The organism is uncultured Marivirga sp., from assembly GCF_963974845.1.
Lineage (GTDB): Bacteria > Bacteroidota > Bacteroidia > Cytophagales > Cyclobacteriaceae > Marivirga > Marivirga harenae.
On the sequence record NZ_CAXBEQ010000001.1, the window covers coordinates 124,971 to 145,182 of the forward strand.

General features: G+C 36.6%; 17 protein-coding genes. 14 read left to right on the forward strand and 3 right to left on the reverse strand.

All coding sequences use genetic code 11. The features are described 5' to 3' along the window. The first annotated feature begins 90 nt into the window (after positions 1-90). The 9 genes from AAC601_RS00510 (at position 91) to AAC601_RS00550 (ending at position 11,421) form a co-directional block, all read left to right on the forward strand. Positions 91-1,431 carry a glucoamylase family protein gene (locus tag AAC601_RS00510; RefSeq protein ID WP_340152182.1) on the forward strand — a complete coding sequence of 447 codons (1,341 nt, stop codon included), beginning with the start codon at positions 91-93 and terminating at the stop codon, positions 1,429-1,431. Further along, positions 1,421-2,209: a prolyl oligopeptidase family serine peptidase gene (locus AAC601_RS00515; RefSeq protein ID WP_340152183.1), complete on the forward strand. Its 789-nt coding sequence runs from the start codon at positions 1,421-1,423 to the stop codon at positions 2,207-2,209. Before AAC601_RS00510 ends, AAC601_RS00515 begins: the two co-directional genes overlap by 11 nt. Positions 2,210-2,216: 7 nt before the next feature. Beyond that, positions 2,217-4,499, forward strand: coding sequence for a beta-glucosidase BglX (gene bglX / locus AAC601_RS00520; RefSeq protein ID WP_340152184.1), 2,283 nt, complete (start codon positions 2,217-2,219; stop codon positions 4,497-4,499). A 138-nt stretch (positions 4,500-4,637) separates the two neighbouring features. Further along, the gene (locus tag AAC601_RS00525) at positions 4,638-6,374 is read left to right on the forward strand and encodes a sulfatase (protein ID WP_303271837.1); all 1,737 of its coding nucleotides are present in this window, start codon (positions 4,638-4,640) and stop codon (positions 6,372-6,374) included. Between the two features lie 152 nt (positions 6,375-6,526). After that, positions 6,527-7,447, forward strand: coding sequence for an alpha/beta hydrolase (locus AAC601_RS00530; RefSeq protein ID WP_340152185.1), 921 nt, complete (start codon positions 6,527-6,529; stop codon positions 7,445-7,447). 70 nt (positions 7,448-7,517) lie between these two features. Continuing rightward, on the forward strand, positions 7,518-8,639 hold the full coding sequence (locus AAC601_RS00535; RefSeq protein ID WP_340152186.1) for an alkaline phosphatase: 1,122 nt from the start codon (positions 7,518-7,520) through the stop codon (positions 8,637-8,639). Next, complete coding sequence (locus tag AAC601_RS00540; RefSeq protein ID WP_340152187.1) at positions 8,636-9,454, forward strand: endonuclease/exonuclease/phosphatase family protein; 819 nt, start codon at positions 8,636-8,638, stop codon at positions 9,452-9,454. Before AAC601_RS00535 ends, AAC601_RS00540 begins: the two co-directional genes overlap by 4 nt. Positions 9,455-9,512: 58 nt before the next feature. Then, on the forward strand, positions 9,513-10,706 hold the full coding sequence (locus AAC601_RS00545) for a class I SAM-dependent rRNA methyltransferase (protein WP_340152188.1): 1,194 nt from the start codon (positions 9,513-9,515) through the stop codon (positions 10,704-10,706). A 304-nt stretch (positions 10,707-11,010) separates the two neighbouring features. Then, the gene (locus tag AAC601_RS00550; protein WP_340152189.1) at positions 11,011-11,421 is read left to right on the forward strand and encodes a GxxExxY protein; all 411 of its coding nucleotides are present in this window, start codon (positions 11,011-11,013) and stop codon (positions 11,419-11,421) included. A gap of 81 nt (positions 11,422-11,502) precedes the next feature. On the opposite strand, the gene AAC601_RS00555 is transcribed toward AAC601_RS00550, so the two are convergent. Next, entirely contained in the window at positions 11,503-12,780 is a 1,278-nt protein-coding gene (locus AAC601_RS00555; protein ID WP_340152190.1) for an aspartate kinase, read from the reverse strand. Between the two features lie 77 nt (positions 12,781-12,857). On the opposite strand from AAC601_RS00555, the gene fbp reads away from it, so the two are divergent. Then, a complete protein-coding gene (fbp, locus tag AAC601_RS00560; protein WP_303271843.1) occupies positions 12,858-13,838 on the forward strand; it encodes a class 1 fructose-bisphosphatase in 981 nt (326 codons plus the stop codon). Positions 13,839-14,016: 178 nt separating this feature from the next. Here fbp and AAC601_RS00565 read toward each other — a convergent pair whose 3' ends face one another. Next, entirely contained in the window at positions 14,017-14,193 is a 177-nt protein-coding gene (locus AAC601_RS00565; RefSeq protein WP_013453717.1) for a hypothetical protein, read from the reverse strand. A gap of 102 nt (positions 14,194-14,295) precedes the next feature. Beyond that, positions 14,296-15,546, reverse strand: a complete 1,251-nt coding sequence (locus AAC601_RS00570; protein WP_303271844.1) for a pyridoxal phosphate-dependent aminotransferase family protein — start codon at positions 15,544-15,546, stop codon at positions 14,296-14,298. A 173-nt stretch (positions 15,547-15,719) separates the two neighbouring features. Between AAC601_RS00570 and accC the strand changes: the two genes are divergently transcribed. Genes accC through AAC601_RS00590 form a run of 4 tightly spaced genes read left to right on the forward strand, consistent with a single transcriptional unit; the run spans position 15,720 to position 20,050 of the window. Then, complete coding sequence (accC, locus tag AAC601_RS00575) at positions 15,720-17,213, forward strand: acetyl-CoA carboxylase biotin carboxylase subunit (RefSeq protein ID WP_303271845.1); 1,494 nt, start codon at positions 15,720-15,722, stop codon at positions 17,211-17,213. A 2-nt stretch (positions 17,214-17,215) separates the two neighbouring features. Continuing rightward, the gene (locus tag AAC601_RS00580; protein ID WP_303271846.1) at positions 17,216-18,520 is read left to right on the forward strand and encodes a DUF1015 domain-containing protein; all 1,305 of its coding nucleotides are present in this window, start codon (positions 17,216-17,218) and stop codon (positions 18,518-18,520) included. Continuing rightward, a complete protein-coding gene (locus AAC601_RS00585) occupies positions 18,486-19,070 on the forward strand; it encodes a Maf family protein (protein WP_340152191.1) in 585 nt (194 codons plus the stop codon). The genes AAC601_RS00580 and AAC601_RS00585 overlap by 35 nt, the downstream gene beginning before the upstream one ends. A 41-nt stretch (positions 19,071-19,111) precedes the next feature. Continuing rightward, positions 19,112-20,050, forward strand: a complete 939-nt coding sequence (locus AAC601_RS00590; RefSeq protein WP_340152192.1) for a CPBP family intramembrane glutamic endopeptidase — start codon at positions 19,112-19,114, stop codon at positions 20,048-20,050. The last annotated feature ends 162 nt before the right edge of the window (positions 20,051-20,212 follow it).

Consider the following 20,212-nt stretch of genomic DNA (forward strand, 5'->3'; position numbering starts at 1 on the left):
CTCGAGGGAAAATTGTATCTCTTTGATAGTCAGTGTCAAATGATAAATATTTTTAAAATTAATTATTAGATTCCATACAAATAATTTGAAATGAAAAATATACTTTTATTAATTACTACGGCATTGCTTTTTTCTTTTTGTTCTTCCCCTCAAAAGGAAAAGGAAGAAAACACGAATAAAATGGATGATGATTCACTATTGAATTTAGTGCAATATCAAACTTTCCAGTATTTCTGGGACGGGGCAGAACCTAATTCTGGGCTAGCTAGGGAAAGATTTCACGAGGATGATGTTTATCCTTCAAATGATAAGCATATCGTAACTACCGGAGGCTCAGGCTTTGGTTTAATGGCCATCATTGTAGGTGTAGAAAGAGGGTTTGTCGAACGAAATGAAGCGATTGCAAGATTTGGAAAGATATTAGATTTTCTGGAAACGGCTGATCGTTTTCATGGAGCTTATCCGCATTGGTTAAATGGTGAAACGGGAGAAGTAAAGGCATTTAGCAAAAAAGATGATGGTGGAGATTTAGTGGAAACTGCTTTTCTGATTCAAGGACTTTTAACAGTCAGACAGTTTTTAGATTCTTCAATTGCAGCAGAGGAAAAACTTGCGCAACGAATTACAAGCATTTGGGAAGGAGTAGAATGGGATTGGTACACAAAAGGTGGAGAAAATGTGTTGTATTGGCACTGGTCGCCTAACCATGGCTGGGACATGAATTTCCCAGTCGGAGGCTATAACGAATGCCTAATTATGTATGTGTTGGCAGCCTCTTCTCCAACGCATCCTATAAAGGCCGATGTATATCACAAAGGTTGGGCAAGAGATGGCGCAATTGCTAATGATACAACTGTCTTTGGCTTGCCAACTATATTGGATCATTTCGAACATGCCAATAAAGCTGTTGGGCCTTTATTTTGGGCTCACTATTCCTATTTGGGTTTAAATCCTAAAAATTTGAATGACAAATACGGCAACTACTGGGATTTGAATAAAAATCATGCAATCATTCAATATAGATATGCAGTAGAGAATCCTAATAATTTTGAGGGATACGGAGAAAATATGTGGGGCTTAACCTCCAGCTATTCCATGAGAGGATATGCTGGACATAATCCTAGTGATGATTTAGGTGTGATTTCTCCAACTGCGGCACTCTCTTCCTTTCCTTATACCCCAAAGGAAAGTATGCAGTTTCTAAAATTTTTATATGAACCTAAAAGAGATAGTTTGATAGGAAATTTCGGTGCGTATGATGCTTTCTCTTTTGAACATGATTGGTATGTACCTCGCTACTTGGCGATTGATCAAGGACCAATCCCAGTCATGATTGAAAACCATCGTTCAGGTTTGATTTGGGAGCTGTTTATGCAGAATAAAGAAATTGAAAATGGGCTTTCTAAACTAGGGTTTTACTATGAAGAATAAGGGGAAATACTTCTTTGGTATTCTTTTGAGCCTTCTGGTATTCAATGCCAGTGGACAAGATAATTCGAGCTTCCTCAGGGCTGAATTGATTGAAGGGAAAGATACTTTAAGATATAGAATCTTGTATCCTGAAAATTTTGATCCAGCTAAAAAGTATCCTCTTGTTTTGTTTTTACATGGAGCAGGCGAAAGAGGAAGCGATAATGAAAAGCAGCTTGTTCATGGTAGTGATCTTTTTCTTGCAAAGGATACTCGTGAGAATTTCCCAGCTGTTGTTATTTTTCCACAGTGCCCTAAATCAGAATACTGGGCGAAAGCTGAAATAGTTCGCTCTTCTGAAGGGAACACATTTGATTTTGATTATTTACTTGACCCTCATGCTAGTATGCGAATGGTCATGGATTTGGTAAAGAGTTTTAGCCAAAATCACTTCATTGATGAATCAAGATTATATGTGGGTGGCCTTTCCATGGGAGGTATGGGGACTTTCGAAATACTGCATAGAATGCCGAATACATTTGCCGCAGCATTTGCCATTTGTGGTGCTGGGAATCCTTATTCTGTAGGGAATTACGCCAAAAAAGTAGATATGTGGGTTTTCCATGGTGCAAAGGATGATGTTGTAGAGCCTTCTTATTCTAAAAATATGGTGAAATCATTAGAGGAAGCAGGAGCTAATGTGAAATTCACACAGTATCCTAAGGCTAATCATAATAGCTGGGACCTGGCTTTTGCAGAACCTGAATTACTTAGTTGGTTATTTTCAAATTCAAAATAGATTACAAATGAAATTTTTAATAGTATCCTTTCTTGGTTTTTTGTTGATTTTGGGCAGTTGTACAAATGTTCAGCAAAATGAAAACACTTCTAGTATAGACCAAAAAGTAGATTCTCTACTGGCTGTTATGTCCCTGGAAGAAAAAATTGGGCAATTGAACCTGCCTTCCGCTGGAGATGTAAGTACTGGAATTAGTACAAATAAAGGTATAGCCAAACAAATTAAGGAAGGAAAAGTAGGAGGATTGTTCAATATTAATGGATTGGACAAAATCCGCGAAGTGCAAAAGGTTGCAGTGGAGGAAAGCCGCTTAGGAATCCCTTTAATAATAGCAAAAGATGTTATACATGGTTATAAAACGACTTTTCCGATTCCTATTGGCCTATCTGCCAGTTGGGATATGGATTTGATAGAAAAATCGGCAAGAATAGCCGCTGAAGAAGCCTCTGCTGATGGTATTGCTTGGACTTTTTCTCCCATGACTGATATTTCTAGAGATCCACGATGGGGAAGAGTCTCAGAAGGCAGTGGTGAAGATCCCTATTTAGGTGGTCAAATTGCTTCGGCCATGGTGAGAGGTTATCAAGGAGATGATCTATCTGCAGCCAATACTTTGTTGGCCTGCGTAAAACATTTTGCGCTTTACGGTGCCTCTGAAGCTGGTAGAGATTATAATACAGTGGACATGGGACGCTTGAGGATGTATAATGATTATTTCCCGCCTTACAAAGCAGCAGTAGATGCAGGAGTTGGTACTGCTATGGCTTCTTTCAATGAAATAGATGGGGTTCCAGCCACAGGCAATAAATGGTTGATGACGGATGTACTTCGTTATGCTTGGGACTTTGATGGCTTTGTGGTGAGTGATTACACAGGTGTTAGCGAAATGATTGCCCACGGAATGGGTGATTTACAACAAGTTTCGGCTTTAGCCATCAATGCAGGAGTGGAAATGGATATGGCAAGTGAAGGCTTTTTAACGACATTAGAAAAATCTGTAGCAGAAGGCAAGGTTACGGAAGCAACCATAACAAATGCAGCTAGACTGATTTTGAAAGCCAAGTTTCAATTAGGCTTGTTTGATGACCCTTACCGATATATGGACGAAGAACGAGCTTCTCAGGAAATTTTCTCAGCTGAAAACAGAGCAGTTGCAAGAAAAATTGCTGCTGAATCTATGGTTTTATTGAAGAATGATAAGGCCTTACCGCTTCAAAAAGATGCTAAAATAGCGTTGATTGGTCCATTAGCCAATAATAAAGAAAATATGGTGGGAACCTGGAGTGTTAGCTCGGATATCAGCAAATCAGTTTCGATTTATGATGGGATTAAAGAAGTCTCTACTAATCCTGAGAATGTGAAATATGCAAAAGGCTCTAACTTGGTCGAAGATGCTGATCTGGAAGAGCGTATTGGCATGTTTGGCAAAAACACTTACCGAGACGACCGACCTGAAGCAGTAATGATTGCTGAAGCAGTGCAATTAGCTAAGAATGCTGATGTGGTAGTGGCTGTTTTAGGCGAGGCTTCCGAAAGCTCTGGCGAAAGTTCAAGCTTAACGGATATCAGTATTCCTGATGTTCAGGTGAATTTATTAAAGGCATTGAAGGCCACTGGGAAAAAAATAGTAGTGGTTTTGTTAAGTGGAAGGCCACTAGTTTTAAATGAAATATTAGAAGATTCAGATGCTATTTTGAATGCTTGGTTTCCAGGCTCTGAAGCAGGTTTGGCTTTAGCAGATGTTTTATACGGTGATGTTAATCCATCTGGAAAATTGACCATGACCTATCCTCAAAATGTAGGACAAATTCCAATTTACTATGCCCATAAAAACACGGGACGTCCTTTGGAAGGAGAATGGTTCCAAAAATTTAAGACCAATTATTTGGATGTTTCTAACGAGCCGGAATTTCCTTTCGGGTATGGATTAAGTTATACCAGTTTCTCTTATGATAATTTAAGCTTGAGTTCAGAAAGCATAGGTATGGATGAAAGTTTAACCTTATCTGTGGAGGTAACGAATTCCGGAGATCTTACAGGTAAAGAAGTTGTTCAATTATATATCCGTGATTTGGTGGGAACTGTTACGCGTCCTGTTAAAGAATTAAAAGGCTTTGAAAAAATCGAATTAAAGGCTGGAGAGACTAAAACCATAGAATTTACTTTAAGTAAAAGTGATCTAGGATTCTATCATCAAGACATGAGTTTTTATGCGGAACCGGGAAAATTCAAGGTCTTTGTAGGAACTAATTCGGATGAAGTTTTAGAATCAGAGTTTGAATTAAAATGATATAGTTGAATGAAATTTTTAATTGTTCCAATTAGAAATTCATTTTTCAGATGGCGAAAACAGGGTTAAAAATCTCTTTTAAGACTTAAAAAGAGGAGCTTAAATTGAATGTCATTGAAATGCGAAAACCATGATACTATGAAGAATTTGTGCCTTTTACTTATATCGTTCTGTGTTTTGTCTTGTAATACTGAACAGAATACAGAAAGTGAAAATACGCGGAAAAGGCCTAATATTATTTTTATTATGGCCGATGATCATGCTGAGCAAGCCATTAGTGCTTATGGGCATGAAATTAGTCAATTAGCACCGACTCCAAATATTGATAGGCTTGCAAAAAACGGTGCGATTTTCAATAGTAATTTTTGTACCAACTCCATTTGTGGACCAAGCCGTGCTGTAGTTTTAACCGGGAAGCATAGTCACATCAATGGTTTCAGGATGAACGGTGAACGCTTTGATGGCACTCAACAAACTTTGCCCAAATTACTTCAAGCCGCAGGTTATAAAACAGGAATAGTGGGTAAATGGCATTTGCATGGCTATCCTCAAGGTTTTGATCACTGGAATATCTTGAATGACCAGGGAAATTATTATAATCCACAGTTCATTAAAATCCAAGACACGGTCAATATCAATAAAGATAGAATTGATACTACCGCGCATTGGACAACTGATTTGGCAGATACAAGCATCGTAAATGGTTATGCCACCGATTTGATTACTGATTATGCAGTAGATTATATCAAACAAAACCAAGACAAGGAGGAACCCTTTTTTTTAATGATACATCATAAAGCACCTCATCGAAATTGGATGCCTGCTTTAAGACATCTCAATAAGTATGACGCTGTAAAGTTTCCTTTGCCGGAGAGTTATTTTACGGATCATGATGGTTCCAGGGCCTCAAAAGAGCAATTGCAAACGATTTACAAAGACATGTATGAAGGGCATGACTTGAAAATGACCAAAGAAAAAGGGAGCCCGGAGTTGGCCTGGAATCCCTGGAAATCAGATTTTAAACGCATGACTCCGGAGCAGCGTCAACAATGGGATGAAGCATACCAGCCAAAAAATGATGCCTTTCATGAAGCTAATTTATCTGGTCGAGCATTGGCGGAATGGAAAGGGCAAAGGTATTTGCAGGAATATTTGGCTACGATTGCCTCAGTGGACGAAGGAGTTGGAAGAATATTAGATTATCTGGAGGCGAATAACCTAAGTGAAAATACCATTGTGGTTTACACATCAGATCAAGGTTTTTATTTGGGTGAAAAAGGATGGTTCGATAAACGGTATATGTATGAGGAATCATTAAAAATGCCATTACTAATTCAGTACCCAGAAAAGATCAAAGCGGGAACCGTAGTGAATGCTTTAACTCAAAACCTAGATTTTGCCGAGACCTTTTTAGATTTTGCCGGAGCGGAAGTTCCATCAGACATGCAGGGGAAATCCTTCAAATCTGTTTTAGAGGGGGAAGTGAGCGATCAGGATTTTAGGGATGCCATATACTACCATTATTACGATTTTCCTGCTTTCCATATGGTGAAAAGGCATTATGGAGTGCGAACAGATCAATATAAATTGATGCATTTTTATGATGATATTGATACTTGGGAACTGTACGATTTGGAAACCGACCCAACAGAAATTAACAATCAGATTGATAATCCTGAATATGATCAAATTGAAGCAAACCTTCGAGTTAAATTAGATTCACTTCAAAAATTGTATAAAGTGACGGCAAAGGAATTTGAGCCCACGCCTAAAGCGAGAGTAGATAGAGCATATAAGCAGTTTGAAAAATTGCGTGGAAATACAGGCACTTCATATGATCCTATTCTTGATAAAGACATAAAATTATGTTTATGAATTACCTTAGGAATAGTATCAATTTTGACTAATTTACTGATAAGCATGGGGTTGTAAAGGAGGAGGTGTTGGCTACAAAACATTTAGATTATGAATTTAAGGAAAGACAAAAAATGATAAAATCTAGATTATTCATTTTATTAATCTTAGCAATGAGTTTTTCTTCACATTTGAAATCATTAGCTCAGCGTTACGAGAATCAAATCTTCAATGAGGTAGATATTCAAACGCAAGTTTATTTAGAAACTGATTCTGAAGAATTGAAGCTTGATATTTATCAGCCTAAAAATGATGAAATGGAAAATCGGCCAATTTTGTTATTTGTGCATGGTGGTGGTTTTGCAGGTGGAGCACGAGATGAATATGCCATTATGGAGTTTTGTAAGAATATGGCAAGAAGGGGAATTGTGGCCGTAAGCATGTCTTATACCTTAAGCATGAAGGGACAGTCATTTGGATGCAATCAAGCTGCAGAAAATAAAATGAATACTTTTAAGCAAGCAGGATTGGAGATTTCGAAAGCCACAGTGCACCTTCTTAATCAAGCAAAAGTGTTAAAGATAGATCCGTCAAAAATCGTTTTGACAGGCAGCAGTGCAGGAGCTGAAGCAGTTTTGCATGCAGCATTCTGGCCAGAAGCTAATACCCCACTTCCAGATAATTTCCAATTCGGAGGATTAATTTCAATGGCCGGTGCCATTTATGACCTAGACTTAATTAATAAGAAGACCGCAATTCCCATGCAGTTTTTCCACGGAACTTGCGATGATCTAGTTCCTTATGGAACGGCTCCTCATCATTATTGTAATGAATCCGATATTGGCTATTTGCTACTGCACGGTGCAGGCAGTATAGTTGAAAAATTGGAAGAGCTAAATAAAGGATTTTACTTAGTTACGGGATGCAACGATAATCATTCCTGGTCTGGAAAACCTTTTTTTTCTTTTCGATCCGAAATTGCAGATTTTGTATATCATGATGTAGTGCTACAAAAACTTCGTCAACATCATCAAGTGATTAAAGAATTCGATTCTTGTCAATTAGTTGATGCGGCTGATATATGTTTAGATTAGGAAACGAAACCTTAATAATTTAGCAACTCTCAATTACTACTAATTATTGAATATCAATTTATTTTTACAGATGAATTCAGAAAAAACGATGAAAAACTTAATTCTGTTAGTTCCAATTTACTTACTCATCACTGCTTGTAATCCTGTCCAAAAACAAGGAGATGGAGCAAATTCCAAGCAAGATTCACCAAATGTAATTTTGATGATAGGTGATGGGATGGGGATGTCACAATTATCATCTGTTTACTATTTCAAGGAGGGAGAAGTAAATATTTCGAGATTTAAGCATACCGGATTTTCTAGAACTTCATCAGCAACTCAAAAAATCACCGATTCAGGTGCGGCCGGGACGGCCATGGCTAATGGTGTGAAAACCTATAATGGGGCCATTGGTGTAGATGTCGATACCAATAAGGTTGAAAACCTTGTTGAAATTGTTTCAAGAAGAAATTACAGCACAGGAATAATAGCTACTTCAACTTTAACTCATGCTACTCCAGCATCTTTTTTTGCGCATTCGGATGCCAGAGGTAAAGAAGATGCAATGGCTGCTCAAATGCATAATTCAGAAGTAGATTTTTTTGCTGCCGGAGGATTAAAGCATTTTAACAAACGAAAGGATGGAGTAAATTACATAGATAGTTTAACTGCTTTTGATTTTACAGTTGATACAACTGCTTTAATAACTGAAGATGAAATTTCGGGCGATAAGAAGTATGGATTTTTATTGCAAAATGGCGCTATGCCGAAGAAAATAGACGGAAGAGATGAATTCTTACCGAATGCAACTTCTTTAGCAATCGAATATTTCAAAAAGACAGAATCCCCTTTCTTTCTCATGGTAGAAGGTTCACAAATTGACTGGGGAGGGCATGATAATCATCATGAATACTTAGTGGGAGAGATGAATGATTTTGATGATGCTATTGGTGTAGCATTAGACTTCGCTGAAAAAGAGGGGAACACTACAGTTGTCGTAACTGCTGATCATGAAACTGGAGGTTATACGCTTAGATCTGGTAAGAATGAAAAAGGTCATACAGATTATAACGTTATTAATCCTTCATTCTCAACGGGAGGGCATTCTGCAGCAATGGTCCCTGTCTTAGCCTATGGCCCAAATGCAGAAGTATTTACAGGGATTTATGAAAACACTGAAATATTTCAAAAGATTTTAAATTTGACAAAATGAGAAGATTTGCAATTACAATTTTCGCGCTACTCATAGCCGTAGGTTCAAGTGCTCAAACATTTAAAGTCTGTACTTTCAACATAAAATATGAGAATCCGAAAGAAGGTGTACATCAATGGGATAATAGAAAGGATCAAATTTTAAATTTTATTCAAATAGAGGAACTGGATGTTTTTGGTATGCAAGAAGTATTGCACTCTCAAATTGAATTTTTAGAAAGTAATTTATTAGAGTATGGACGTTTGGGAGTTGCACGTGATGACGGTAAAACTAAAGGGGAGTATTCTCCAATCTTTTATAAAAAGAATAGATTTTCGATTTTGGAGAGTGGCACTTTTTGGCTGTCTCCTAATCCTGAAATTCCTGCTAAAGCCTGGGATGCAGCTTTGCCAAGAGTTTGCACTTGGGCTAGACTTGCAGACTTAGAATCAAAAGACACCGTTCTATTTCTAAATACTCACTTTGACCATGTGGGAAAAGCAGCCAGATCTAATAGCGTAGATTTAATTTTATCGAAAATTCAAGAATTAAATCAAAGTGGAAAAGTGATACTAATGGGAGACTTTAATTTAGAACCACAGTCAGAACCAATAAAGAAAGTGCTCAGTACCCAATTGCATGATGCTTTTGAGACCAAACTAAATTTAGGACCGGTCGGAACTTATAATGGGTTTAAAATTGGAGAAAATTATAACAGGCGCATTGATTATGTATTCTACAAGGGTTTTACCTCAAAAAGTTATAAGAATTGTAGTCTCAGAATTCAGGATACATTTTTGTCAGATCATTTTCCTGTAGTGGTCGTTTTTGAATAAGTAGGCTGAAATTAAATCCAAATTCCCCATCTTTGCATATTATTTAGAATTCAATTTTATGCAAAGCTCATTACCCATCATCAATCTTAAAAAAGGCAAAGAAAAATCATTGGAACGTTTCCATCCTTGGATATTTTCCGGTGCCATTCATCCGGTGCCTACTGAAGTAAAGGAAGGAGATTTTGTAGAAATTCAAACGCAGGATAAGCGGTTTATCGGCATTGGCTATTTTCAGGTGGGTTCTCTAGCCGTTCGAATGCTGACGTTTCAAAAAGAGGAAATCAATCAGGATTTTTGGAAGAGGAAATTACAATCCGCTATTGAATTAAGAAAAACAGCCAATCTATGGGGAAATGCTAAAACAAATGTTTTTAGATTAGTTCATGGAGAGGGTGATGGTTTCCCTGGGCTTATTGTCGATTATTATGACGGCTGTGTGGTTTTTCAAGCGCACACTGTCGGTATGTACCAAATCAAGGAAGTCTTCTTAGAAGCGCTTAAAGAGCTGTTGGGAGATCAATTGAAATCGGTATATGACAAAAGTAATCATACACTTCCGTTCAAAGCAGATTTAGAAACTACTGATACTTTCCTTTATGGTGAAGAAAAAGAAGAATGGCTAGTTAAAGAATACGAAAATACCTTTAATATCAATGTTGTAACAGGGCAAAAAACAGGCTTTTTTATCGATCAAAGAGAGAATAGGAAATTGTTGGAACGGTACAGTAAAGGTAAAAAAGTCTGCAATACATTCTGCTATTCTGGTGGGTTCTCCATTTTTGCCCTGCAGGCAGGTGCAGAATTGGTCCATAGTGTGGACAGTTCTCAAGGAGCTATGGATTTAACTGATCAAAATGTGAAATTGAATTTTCCAGATGCTCAAAACCATCAATCTTTTACAGCAGACGTATTTAATTTCTTAAATGAAATGCCTGAGCAATATGATGTAATCGTATTGGATCCGCCTGCATTTGCCAAGCACAGAAAAGTATTGAAAAATGGTTTACAGGGCTACAGAACCATCAACGAGAAAGCCATGAAGAATATGAAATCAGGAGGCGTGCTTTTCACATTTAGTTGTTCTCAAGTGGTGAGCCAAGAACAATTTAGAACTGTTGTTTTTTCTGCCGCTGCTCGTGCTGGGAGAGAAGTGCAAATTTTGCATCAACTTCACCAACCTGCTGATCATCCAATCAATATTTTCCATCCGGAGGGAGAGTATTTAAAAGGACTGGTTTTGAGGGTGGTTTAAAGTTGACTTGATTGTAAAGTCAAGAAAAAAGACCTTTATTAATTTCCTTCCTCATTAGCAGCTCTCCTTTTAGGTATTTCCACCTAAAAACCGATTGATAATATTTAAAAATTTATATATTAATCACTTTGTTGTTTGTTTTAACCACAAAGTAACAAAAGAAAACAAAAGTTGAATTGCCTTAGGCAATTCATAAAGCCAAATTGAATGGTATGAATTTTCTATTTAGAAACTGCAGTTTTGGAATAATACATCATAAATAACACATTTGAAATTCTATGCAATTCAACCGAACCCATAAAAAATGAAAAATAGTAAGGCCTATCTTAACGAATTAACCTATAAAATTAATGGTGCAGCAATTGAAGTCCACAAGGAATTAGGAACAGGTTTATTAGAAAATGTGTATCAAAAATGTTTGGCGCATGAACTTCAAAATCGGAATATAGAAATCCAGACTGAAAAAATAATTTCAATTGATTTTAAAGGATTGGAATTGGATGTAAATTTAAAATGTGATTTACCAGTTGAGGATACTATTTGCATCGAATTGAAGGCAGTTAAAGAAATAATACCAGTATATGAAGCGCAAATATTGTCTTATATGAAACTTTTAAAAGTCCCTAAGGGTACTCTTTTTAATTTTAATGTTTATAACCTTTATAATGAAGGACAAAAGACCTTTGTAAATGAATATTTCAGCAATATGATTTAAACATAATCTTGATTATTTTCTTTTGTGCTCTTTTGTTACTTTGTGGTTGAATCAATATGTTCAGAGTTTTAGCTTGCTAATTTATTGGAAGCTTATCAGATTCCCCTTCACCACCACCTGATAATTTTTTCTACTTCTTTGTTCCATGTAAATTTCTTTGCCCGTTGTCATTTTAGTGATTAATCTTTCTTCAAAATTTTTGATGGTGATTAATTCTAACCCTTTGTTATAGAAAATAGAAAAGTCTTCTTCTAAATCTTTCATGAGTTGATCTAAGCGGTGCAAATCATCGTTTACACAAATTGAGAAAGAAATAGCAGTGTTTTGCATCATATTGATTTTGATATGGTGTTTGTTTAGGGTCTTAAATATTTTCCCGATCAAAGCCTCTGTTATAAAAGTAAAGTCACTTAACTTAAAAGTAATCAGGCTTTGTTTTTCCTTTATGATAATGCAAGGGGTTCGATGAATCGTTTTACAATCATGGATAATTGTCCCACCTTTTTCAGGAGAACTGAAAGAACGCACATGTAAAGGAATGCCAGCATTTGCCAAAGGTTTTATAGTTTTTGGATGGATGACTGATGCTCCATAATAAGTCATTTCTGCAGCTTCCTGATAGGAGAGTTCTTGGTACAGAACTGCATCTTTAATCTTTTTCGGGTCTCCGTTTAAAATTCCTGGTACATCTTTCCAAATGGTAACCGCTGTTGCACTGGTGCAGTAAGCAAAAATTGCAGCACTGAAATCAGATCCTTCTCGTCCCAAAGTAGTAATTCTACCGTCTTCAGACCCTCCTAAAAAACCTTGAGTTATAATGAATTGATTTTGCTGGAAGTCTTCATGAACAGCGGTTTCGATTAGTTTTTTTGTTTTTCCCCAGTCCACCAGCGCATCCCGGAAACTTTTGTCCGTTTTGATGCAATCTTTAGCTTCAATTTTTGAAATAGTAAGATTCTCACTTTTTAAAAATTCAAATAGAATTGAGGAGGAAATGATTTCTCCAAATGAAATTATACTATCATAGGACCTATCATAATGAGAATCAGCAACTTCATCAAGTTTCGCCTTTAGCCTACCAAATATATCCTTGAGAATTTGGAGTCCATTAGACTCATTGCTGGAGAAAAGGGCTGAAATAATATTTTCATGATACTGAAATAGGTTTTGAATAGCAGCATCAGTTGATAGGTCTTGCAACTTCAAGTGCAGTATTTCCTCCAGGGCATTGGTAGTTTTACCCATTGCGGATACTACTATAACTATTTTTTCATTTGGAAATCTTTTAAGGATTCCCGACATATTGCGAACTGCTTTAGCATCTTTTATAGATGCACCTCCAAATTTAAATACCTGCATATGTTCCTTTTCTGTAAGAATTGGCAAAATAAGCTACATTTTTTTCATAATTTAGCGGCAATACAAATAAATATTCCATGCAAACTAAATTAGCCACCTCTGTTGGTATCACTTTAGACCGATTTATTAAAAAGAAACAAAATGATTTTGCATTTGCATCTGGGGAACTTTCCCAATTGTTGCGAGATATAGCTTTAGCTGGTAAAATCATTCATAGAGAGGTTAATAGGGCCGGTTTATTGAATATAGGCGGGGCGTTTGGAACCGAGAATATTCAAGGGGAAGAACAACAAAAGCTAGATGTCATTGCTAATATTCGGTTCATAAGAGCACTCAAAAATGGAGGAGAAGTTTGTGCAATTGTTTCGGAGGAGGATGATGAAATTCTTGATTTGAACAATCAAGATGGAAGATATATCGTAGCGATGGATCCCTTGGACGGCTCATCGAATATTGATGTAAATGTTTCCATCGGAACCATATTCTCTATTTTTAGACGGGTTTCTCCGGTTGGAAGTAAGGTGACTAAGGAGGATGTTTTGCAGAAAGGTTCAGAACAAGTGGCAGCAGGATATTTATTATATGGTTCATCAACTATGTTAGTATATACTACAGGAAGAGGTGTAAATGGATTTACATATGATCCTTCCCTAGGTGAGTTTTTCTTATCCCATGCAGACATGAAGATTCCTGAAGATGGAAAGATCTATTCTATTAATGAGGGTGGCTACAGAAGCTTTGAAAAAAAAGTGCAGGATTACATTGAGAATTGTAAAGATAAAAAATATACCGCACGTTACATTGGATCACTTGTTGCAGATTTCCATAGAAACTTATTGAAGGGAGGGATTTATATTTATCCGTCTACTGAAAAAGCTCCTACAGGAAAGTTGCGACTGAACTACGAATGTAATGCTTTAGCTATGATCTGCGAACAAGCGGGAGGAATTGCAACTGATGGAAAAAAGAGAGTATTGGATATACAACCAGAATCACTTCATCAGAGAGTTCCCTTCTATGTAGGGTCCAAAAAAATGGTTGAGGAGGCCATGAAGTAATATCTTTTGTTGATACCATTTCCCTTAGCTTGAAGAAAATTACTTTTGCCGATTCTGAAGTTTACTATTGAGAATATGATTTTTCGTTTTTAGAGATAACATTCCAGACTTCAAGATCTTGGGCATAAAAAAAGGCTAACAAGTATGATAGCCTCTTTCGAAATCGTTCAAATTCTAATTAAGATTTGTTCTTGATATCTTGAACTTCAATTCTGATTTCTTGTGCTAAGTTTTTCAACTCTTGCATTCCTTTTCTTACTCGAGTACCAGCTGCCTGATTCTCTTTGTCGTAGAATTTTTCAAAATCACCTTCTAGACCCATGATAAGGTCTCTTACTTGTTCGAATCTTTTCATTCTTATTTTAGTTTACGGTTGACTAAATAAATTATTTAATTGAAAGCAATATAGGCAAAAACATATAAAAACAACAATTAGAGTGGTTTTTTTCCGAAAAAATTACTCTTTAAATGCTTTTGCGAGCTCATTTTCTCTGTAATGACCCTCTTTTAGCTTATCTTTTATTGCCTCGAATGCTTTAATTGTACGGTCAACATCTTCCAAACTGTGTGATGCAGTTGGTATCAATCTTAGTAAAATAGTGTCTTTTGGCACTACAGGATAGATAACAACGGAACAAAATATGCCGAAATTCTCTCTTAGATCGTAGGCCAAAGCCGCTGCTTCACCAACGGTCCCATTTAACATTACAGGAGTTACTGGCGACTGAGTTAATCCAATACTAAATCCTTTATCTTTCAAGCCACTTTGCAACGCATCTACTATCTTCCAGAGATTCTTTTTGTGTTCAGGCTGGTCTCGCAACAATTCTAATCTTTTCAATGCACCTTCAACCATCGGCATTGGCAGTGATTTCGCAAAAATCTGCGAACGCATATTATATCTTAGAAATTTAACGATATCTGGATCTCCTCCTACGAAGGCACCAATTGAGGCCATGGATTTAGCAAAAGTACTGAAGTATAAATCTATTTCTTCCATTACGCCTTGCTGCTCAGCTGTTCCAGCGCCAGTCTCTCCCATAGTTCCAAAACCGTGAGCATCATCACATAATAAACGGAAATTATATTTTTCTTTCAAAGCAACTACGGATTTCAAATCACCCATTGCCCCGGTCATTCCAAATACTCCTTCGGTAATAACCAATATTCCGCCACCGGTTTCTTCTGTTAACTTAGTAGCTCTTTGTAATTGCTTTTCTAAGTTTTCAATATCGTTATGTGGGTATACAAATCTTTTGCCCATGTGTAATCGAACACCATCCACTATACATGCATGGCATTCAGCGTCATATACAATGGCATCTTTTCTACCTACTACTGCATCGATAATAGAAAGTACACCTTGGTAACCGTAATTTAATAGCATTACGTCTTCCTTTTTAATGAAGTCAGCCAGTTGTCTTTCTAATTCTTCATGCTGTGAAGTATTTCCTGACATCATTCTAGCCCCCATCGGGTATGCTAGACCCCATTTAGCTGCAGAATCAGCATCTGCTTTCCTGATCTCGGGGTGGTTACCCAAGCCCAAATAATTGTTTAAACTCCAGGTTAAGACTTCTTTTCCTCTAAACTTCATGTGAGGAGATAATTCTCCTTCCAATTTAGGAAACATAAAATAACCTTCTTCTACATTGGAATGCTTACCCAAAGGTCCACGATCCACCTTCAATTTCTCAAATAAATCCACGTTTATCTATTTTATTGTATGAATACTATTTCTAATTAAACCTCAAAGGTAACAAAAAAGCCGTTACCTAAAAAATTGATTCCCTGCTTTTAAGGCTTATTTTTTAGTAAAAAAGACAATTATTATGTAGCATTGTACTTCAATTTTTATTTGATATTGAACGACTAATCAAAATGCCGAATATTAAAAAAATCTTAGTTGCTAACAGAGGTGAAATAGCCCTTAGAGTAATGCGTTCTGCACGAGAACTGGGTATAAAAACCGTAGCAATATTTAGTGAAGCCGATAGAAATGCACTCCATGTGCGATATGCAGATGAAGCAGTATGTGTAGGTCCTCCGGCTTCTTCAGAAAGTTATTTGAGAATAGATAAAATCATTGATACTTGCAAGGAATTAAATGTTGATGCCATCCATCCTGGATATGGCTTTTTATCTGAAAACGCAGATTTTGCAAGACAAGTAGAAAAAGCAGGTATAATTTTTATTGGGCCGTCAGCTGAATCCATCGAAATTATGGGGGACAAACTTTCTGCTAAAGCCGCAGTTCTGAAAAGAGATGTGCCATTAGTTCCGGGTTTAGACAAGGCCATAACCGATGTGGCATTTGCTAAGAAGAAAGCAGATGAAATTGGTTATCCGATACTGATAAAAGCAAGTGCTGGAGGTGGTGGAAAAGGAATGAGAATTGTTGAGGATCCTGCTGATTTTGAATCTCAAATGGATAGAGCGGTAAGTGAAGCTAAAAATGCTTTTGGTAATGGGGCTGTTTTCATTGAAAAATTTGTGACCTCACCCCGCCATATTGAAATCCAGGTAGTAGGTGACCAAAAAGGAAATGTCGTACATTTATTTGAAAGAGAATGTTCTATTCAAAGAAGGCATCAAAAAGTGATAGAAGAAGCGCCTTCAAGTGTTTTAACTCCTGAAATAAGAAATCAAATGGGACAAGCTGCAATCGATGTGGCAAAGTCATGTAATTACTATGGTGCAGGTACTGTTGAATTTATAGTTGATGATAAATTGAATTTTTACTTCCTTGAAATGAATACCCGTCTGCAGGTGGAACACCCTGTGACGGAACAGATCACTGGCGTTGATTTGGTAAAAGAGCAAATAAGAATTGCTGAAGGTAAAGCTTTGTCTTTTAAGCAAGAAGATTTGAGTATTAAAGGACATGCGGTGGAAGTAAGGGTCTATGCAGAAGATCCGCAAAACAATTTCTTACCTGATATTGGAACTTTGAAAGTTTATAAAAGACCGCAGGGCACTGGGGTTCGTGTAGATGATGGTTTTGAACAAGGAATGGATATTCCAATTCATTATGATCCTATGATAGCTAAATTAATAACCTATGCAGACAACAGGGAAGAGGCTATAAGCAGAATGCTCCGTGCAATAGATGAATATGAAATTGTGGGAATACAAACCACTTTAAGTTTTTGTAAATATGTGCTAAAACACGAGGCTTTCACTAGTGGTAATTTTAATACCAAATTTATAGAAAATCACTTCAAACCAAGTGACCTAGATGAGAAAGTGAGTGATACTGAGTCGGAAATAGCAGCGGCTTTGGCAGTGAAACTATGGTCTGAAAGGCAAAAAAAGCAAACTGCACAAGAAGGAAACGGGAAGAAAATATCTTTGTGGAAAAAGAATAGATTATAGCAATGGCGGAAATTAAGCCTATTAAAGCCTGGCGTTATAATGCTAAACTTCAAAAGGAGATTGAGAATTTGACCAGTCCATTATTTGATGTAGTTTCTCCCCAGCAACGTGAGGCATTATATAAAAATCCTTTAAACAGCATTCATCTTTCAGTGCCAAAAGGTGGAGAAGAATCTGCGGATATGGCTGCGGATCGATTAGCTAAATGGAAAGCGGAAGGAATTCTCAAGCAGGATCCTTTGCCGGGCATTTATGTATATTATCAGTATTTTACTTTGCCTGGTTCAACCCGTGAACGAGTTAGAAAAGGATTTATCACTTTCATTAAAGCTTATGATTGGGATGAAAATGTTATATTAAGGCATGAAAATACCATTCCCAAGTCAGTGAATGACAGAATTGATTTGTTAGATAAAACTCAATTAAATGTAAGTGCAACTCACGGTCTCTATTCCGATCCTGATTTTGAATTGGAGCCTTACATGGATGAGAGCATGGAAATGCCATTGGGGGAATTAGAAGATTACCAAGGCGTAAAGGAGGTTGTAAGTGTTATCCATGATGCCAAAATCATTAAAAAATTCATAGCTAAAATTGCGTCTCAGCAGATAATTTTAGCAGACGGCCATCATCGATACGAAGGAAGTTTGCTCTATCGAAAAAAGATGATAGAACAGAATCCCAATCACACGGGTCAGGAAGGCTATAATTTCCACATGATGTATTTGACCAATGCTGATTCGGATGATTTAAGAATTCTACCCACACACCGGTTGATAAAGGATATTCCTGATTTTTCAGAAAAGGAAATTTTAAAGGCGTTAGAAGATGATTTCATCATCAAAACGCTAGAAAATCCGGAAGATGTCCATGAAATTATTTTAGGAAAAATGTGGGCTTTTGGTCTATTGTTTAAAGAAAACACTTACAAAATCAGACTAAAACCTGAAAAGATTTCTGAACTGAATTGGAATTTTCCTAATGAGGTAAAGCATCTTGATCTTACGGTTTTACATTATTTTTTCATTGAAAAGATATTGGGAATTAAAGGAAAGGAACAACGAAGTTCAGAATCCATACAGTTTGAAAGAAACTTCACAGCTTGTATTCGCAAGTTGTTGAAAAATGAAGTGCAGTGTGCTCTAATTACAAAGGAAATAAGCATGGAGCAGGTGAAGAAAGTCTGCAATACAGGCTTTACTATGCCTCAGAAATCAACTTATTTCTACCCTAAAACTATTTGTGGATTTTTATTTGGATCAATACAGGAAGATGAATTTGAGTTACCCTCTTATTTTAGGGTCTAAGTCACCTAGAAGAAAAGAAATACTGACCAAAGCAGGCTTTGAATTTACAGCTGAAGCTAAGGATACAGAAGAATCTTATCCAGAAGATATGCCTCATAATGAGGTCGCGGCTTTTTTAGCAGAGAAGAAAGCTAAGGCTTTTGCTGAAGATGCTCAATATTCAGATAAAATAATTTTAACAGCTGATACTACTGTTTTGATTGATAATGAATTATTGGAAAAGCCTCTAGATGAAAATGAGGCTTTTAGCATGTTGAGTAAATTGAGTGGGAGAGCCCATCAGGTAGTTTCAGGCTTTTGCGTGTTGCAAAATGGAGAATTTGAAAAATATTCTGATGAGACTTTGGTTTATTTTAATCCGATAGAGGAGAAAATCATTTGCGATTACATTCGAAATCATAAGCCATTTGATAAAGCAGGAGCTTACGGAATACAGGAAGGTATAGGCTTAACTCATATTGAAAAATTGGAAGGTTCTTACTTTACGGTAATGGGTTTGCCGATTCATAAGGTTTATCAAGCTTTATCTAGATATAGTATTGGATATTAAACTTTCCAAAGTTTAGAGCTTTGATAATGGAATTTAAAAATATGAAGACAATTTGGCGTTATTTTGCGGATTTTCACAAGGAAGTTAAACACCCTCCCGCCTTGTATATTTCCATTAGCATTTTCATTGGAATTCTTACTGCCTTCAACTATTTAATAATGGATGTCAGGTTCGAAAAATGGATCGACAGATTGAAACCTGACTCACTACCATATCTTGCGCATTTTATAATGTTTTCATTCATTTATTATGGCATAATTTTTCTTTGTTATCGGTTTAAAACCATTCCCAATCTGTTTAAAGACAAAGCATTTATGGCCAAGAGCTTGTTTATGCTTATAGTGTTAACTGTAGATGTTTGCTTTCAATATCATAAAGTCATCATCAATGATCTATTTGAGTACAAAGACCGGTATTATTTATACAAAGTGATCGGACAGATCACTAGTGTTTTTGCAATGATGTTGCCACTTTTCATATACTATAAAAAATTTGAAAAAAGTAATAACAACTTTTACGGATTACGCACTTCCGCTCGAAAAATTAGTCAGTATTTCCCTCTGATACTTTTAATGATACCGTTAATTGTTGGAGCGTCTTTTGAGGAGAGCTTTAGGAGTTTCTACCCAAGGTTTTCCCCAACCTATCAATTTATGGATTGGTCGGTTGAGTTAAGAGCTGTAGTTTTCGAAATCTTCTATGCATGGGATTTTGTCACTACTGAATTTCTTTTTCGTGGATTTATGGTGCTTGCTTTTACTGCCTTTTTAGGCCCTAGGGCTATTTTGCCGATGGTAGGTTTATATGTGGCCTTGCACTATGGTAAACCCCTTGGTGAGACCATTGGCTCATTTTTCGGGGGATATATTTTAGGTGTTTTGACCTACCAAAGCAAGAATATTTGGGGAGGAATAGTGGCACATATGGGAATTGCTTTGTTAATGGAATTGGCCGCTTGGATGCAGAAGGTTTTTAATTAAAAAATGGTGCGAACTAAGAAGCTCTCACATTATGTTGTTAAGTTAAGCTTTTAATAAGGTGAATGCCCTATTGATTAGGTGTTTTTAAGTAATTGATTTTTAAATTTTTTTGATTAATCAATAATCTTAGTTTGTTGCTTTAGTCCTGAAAGGACGTAATAT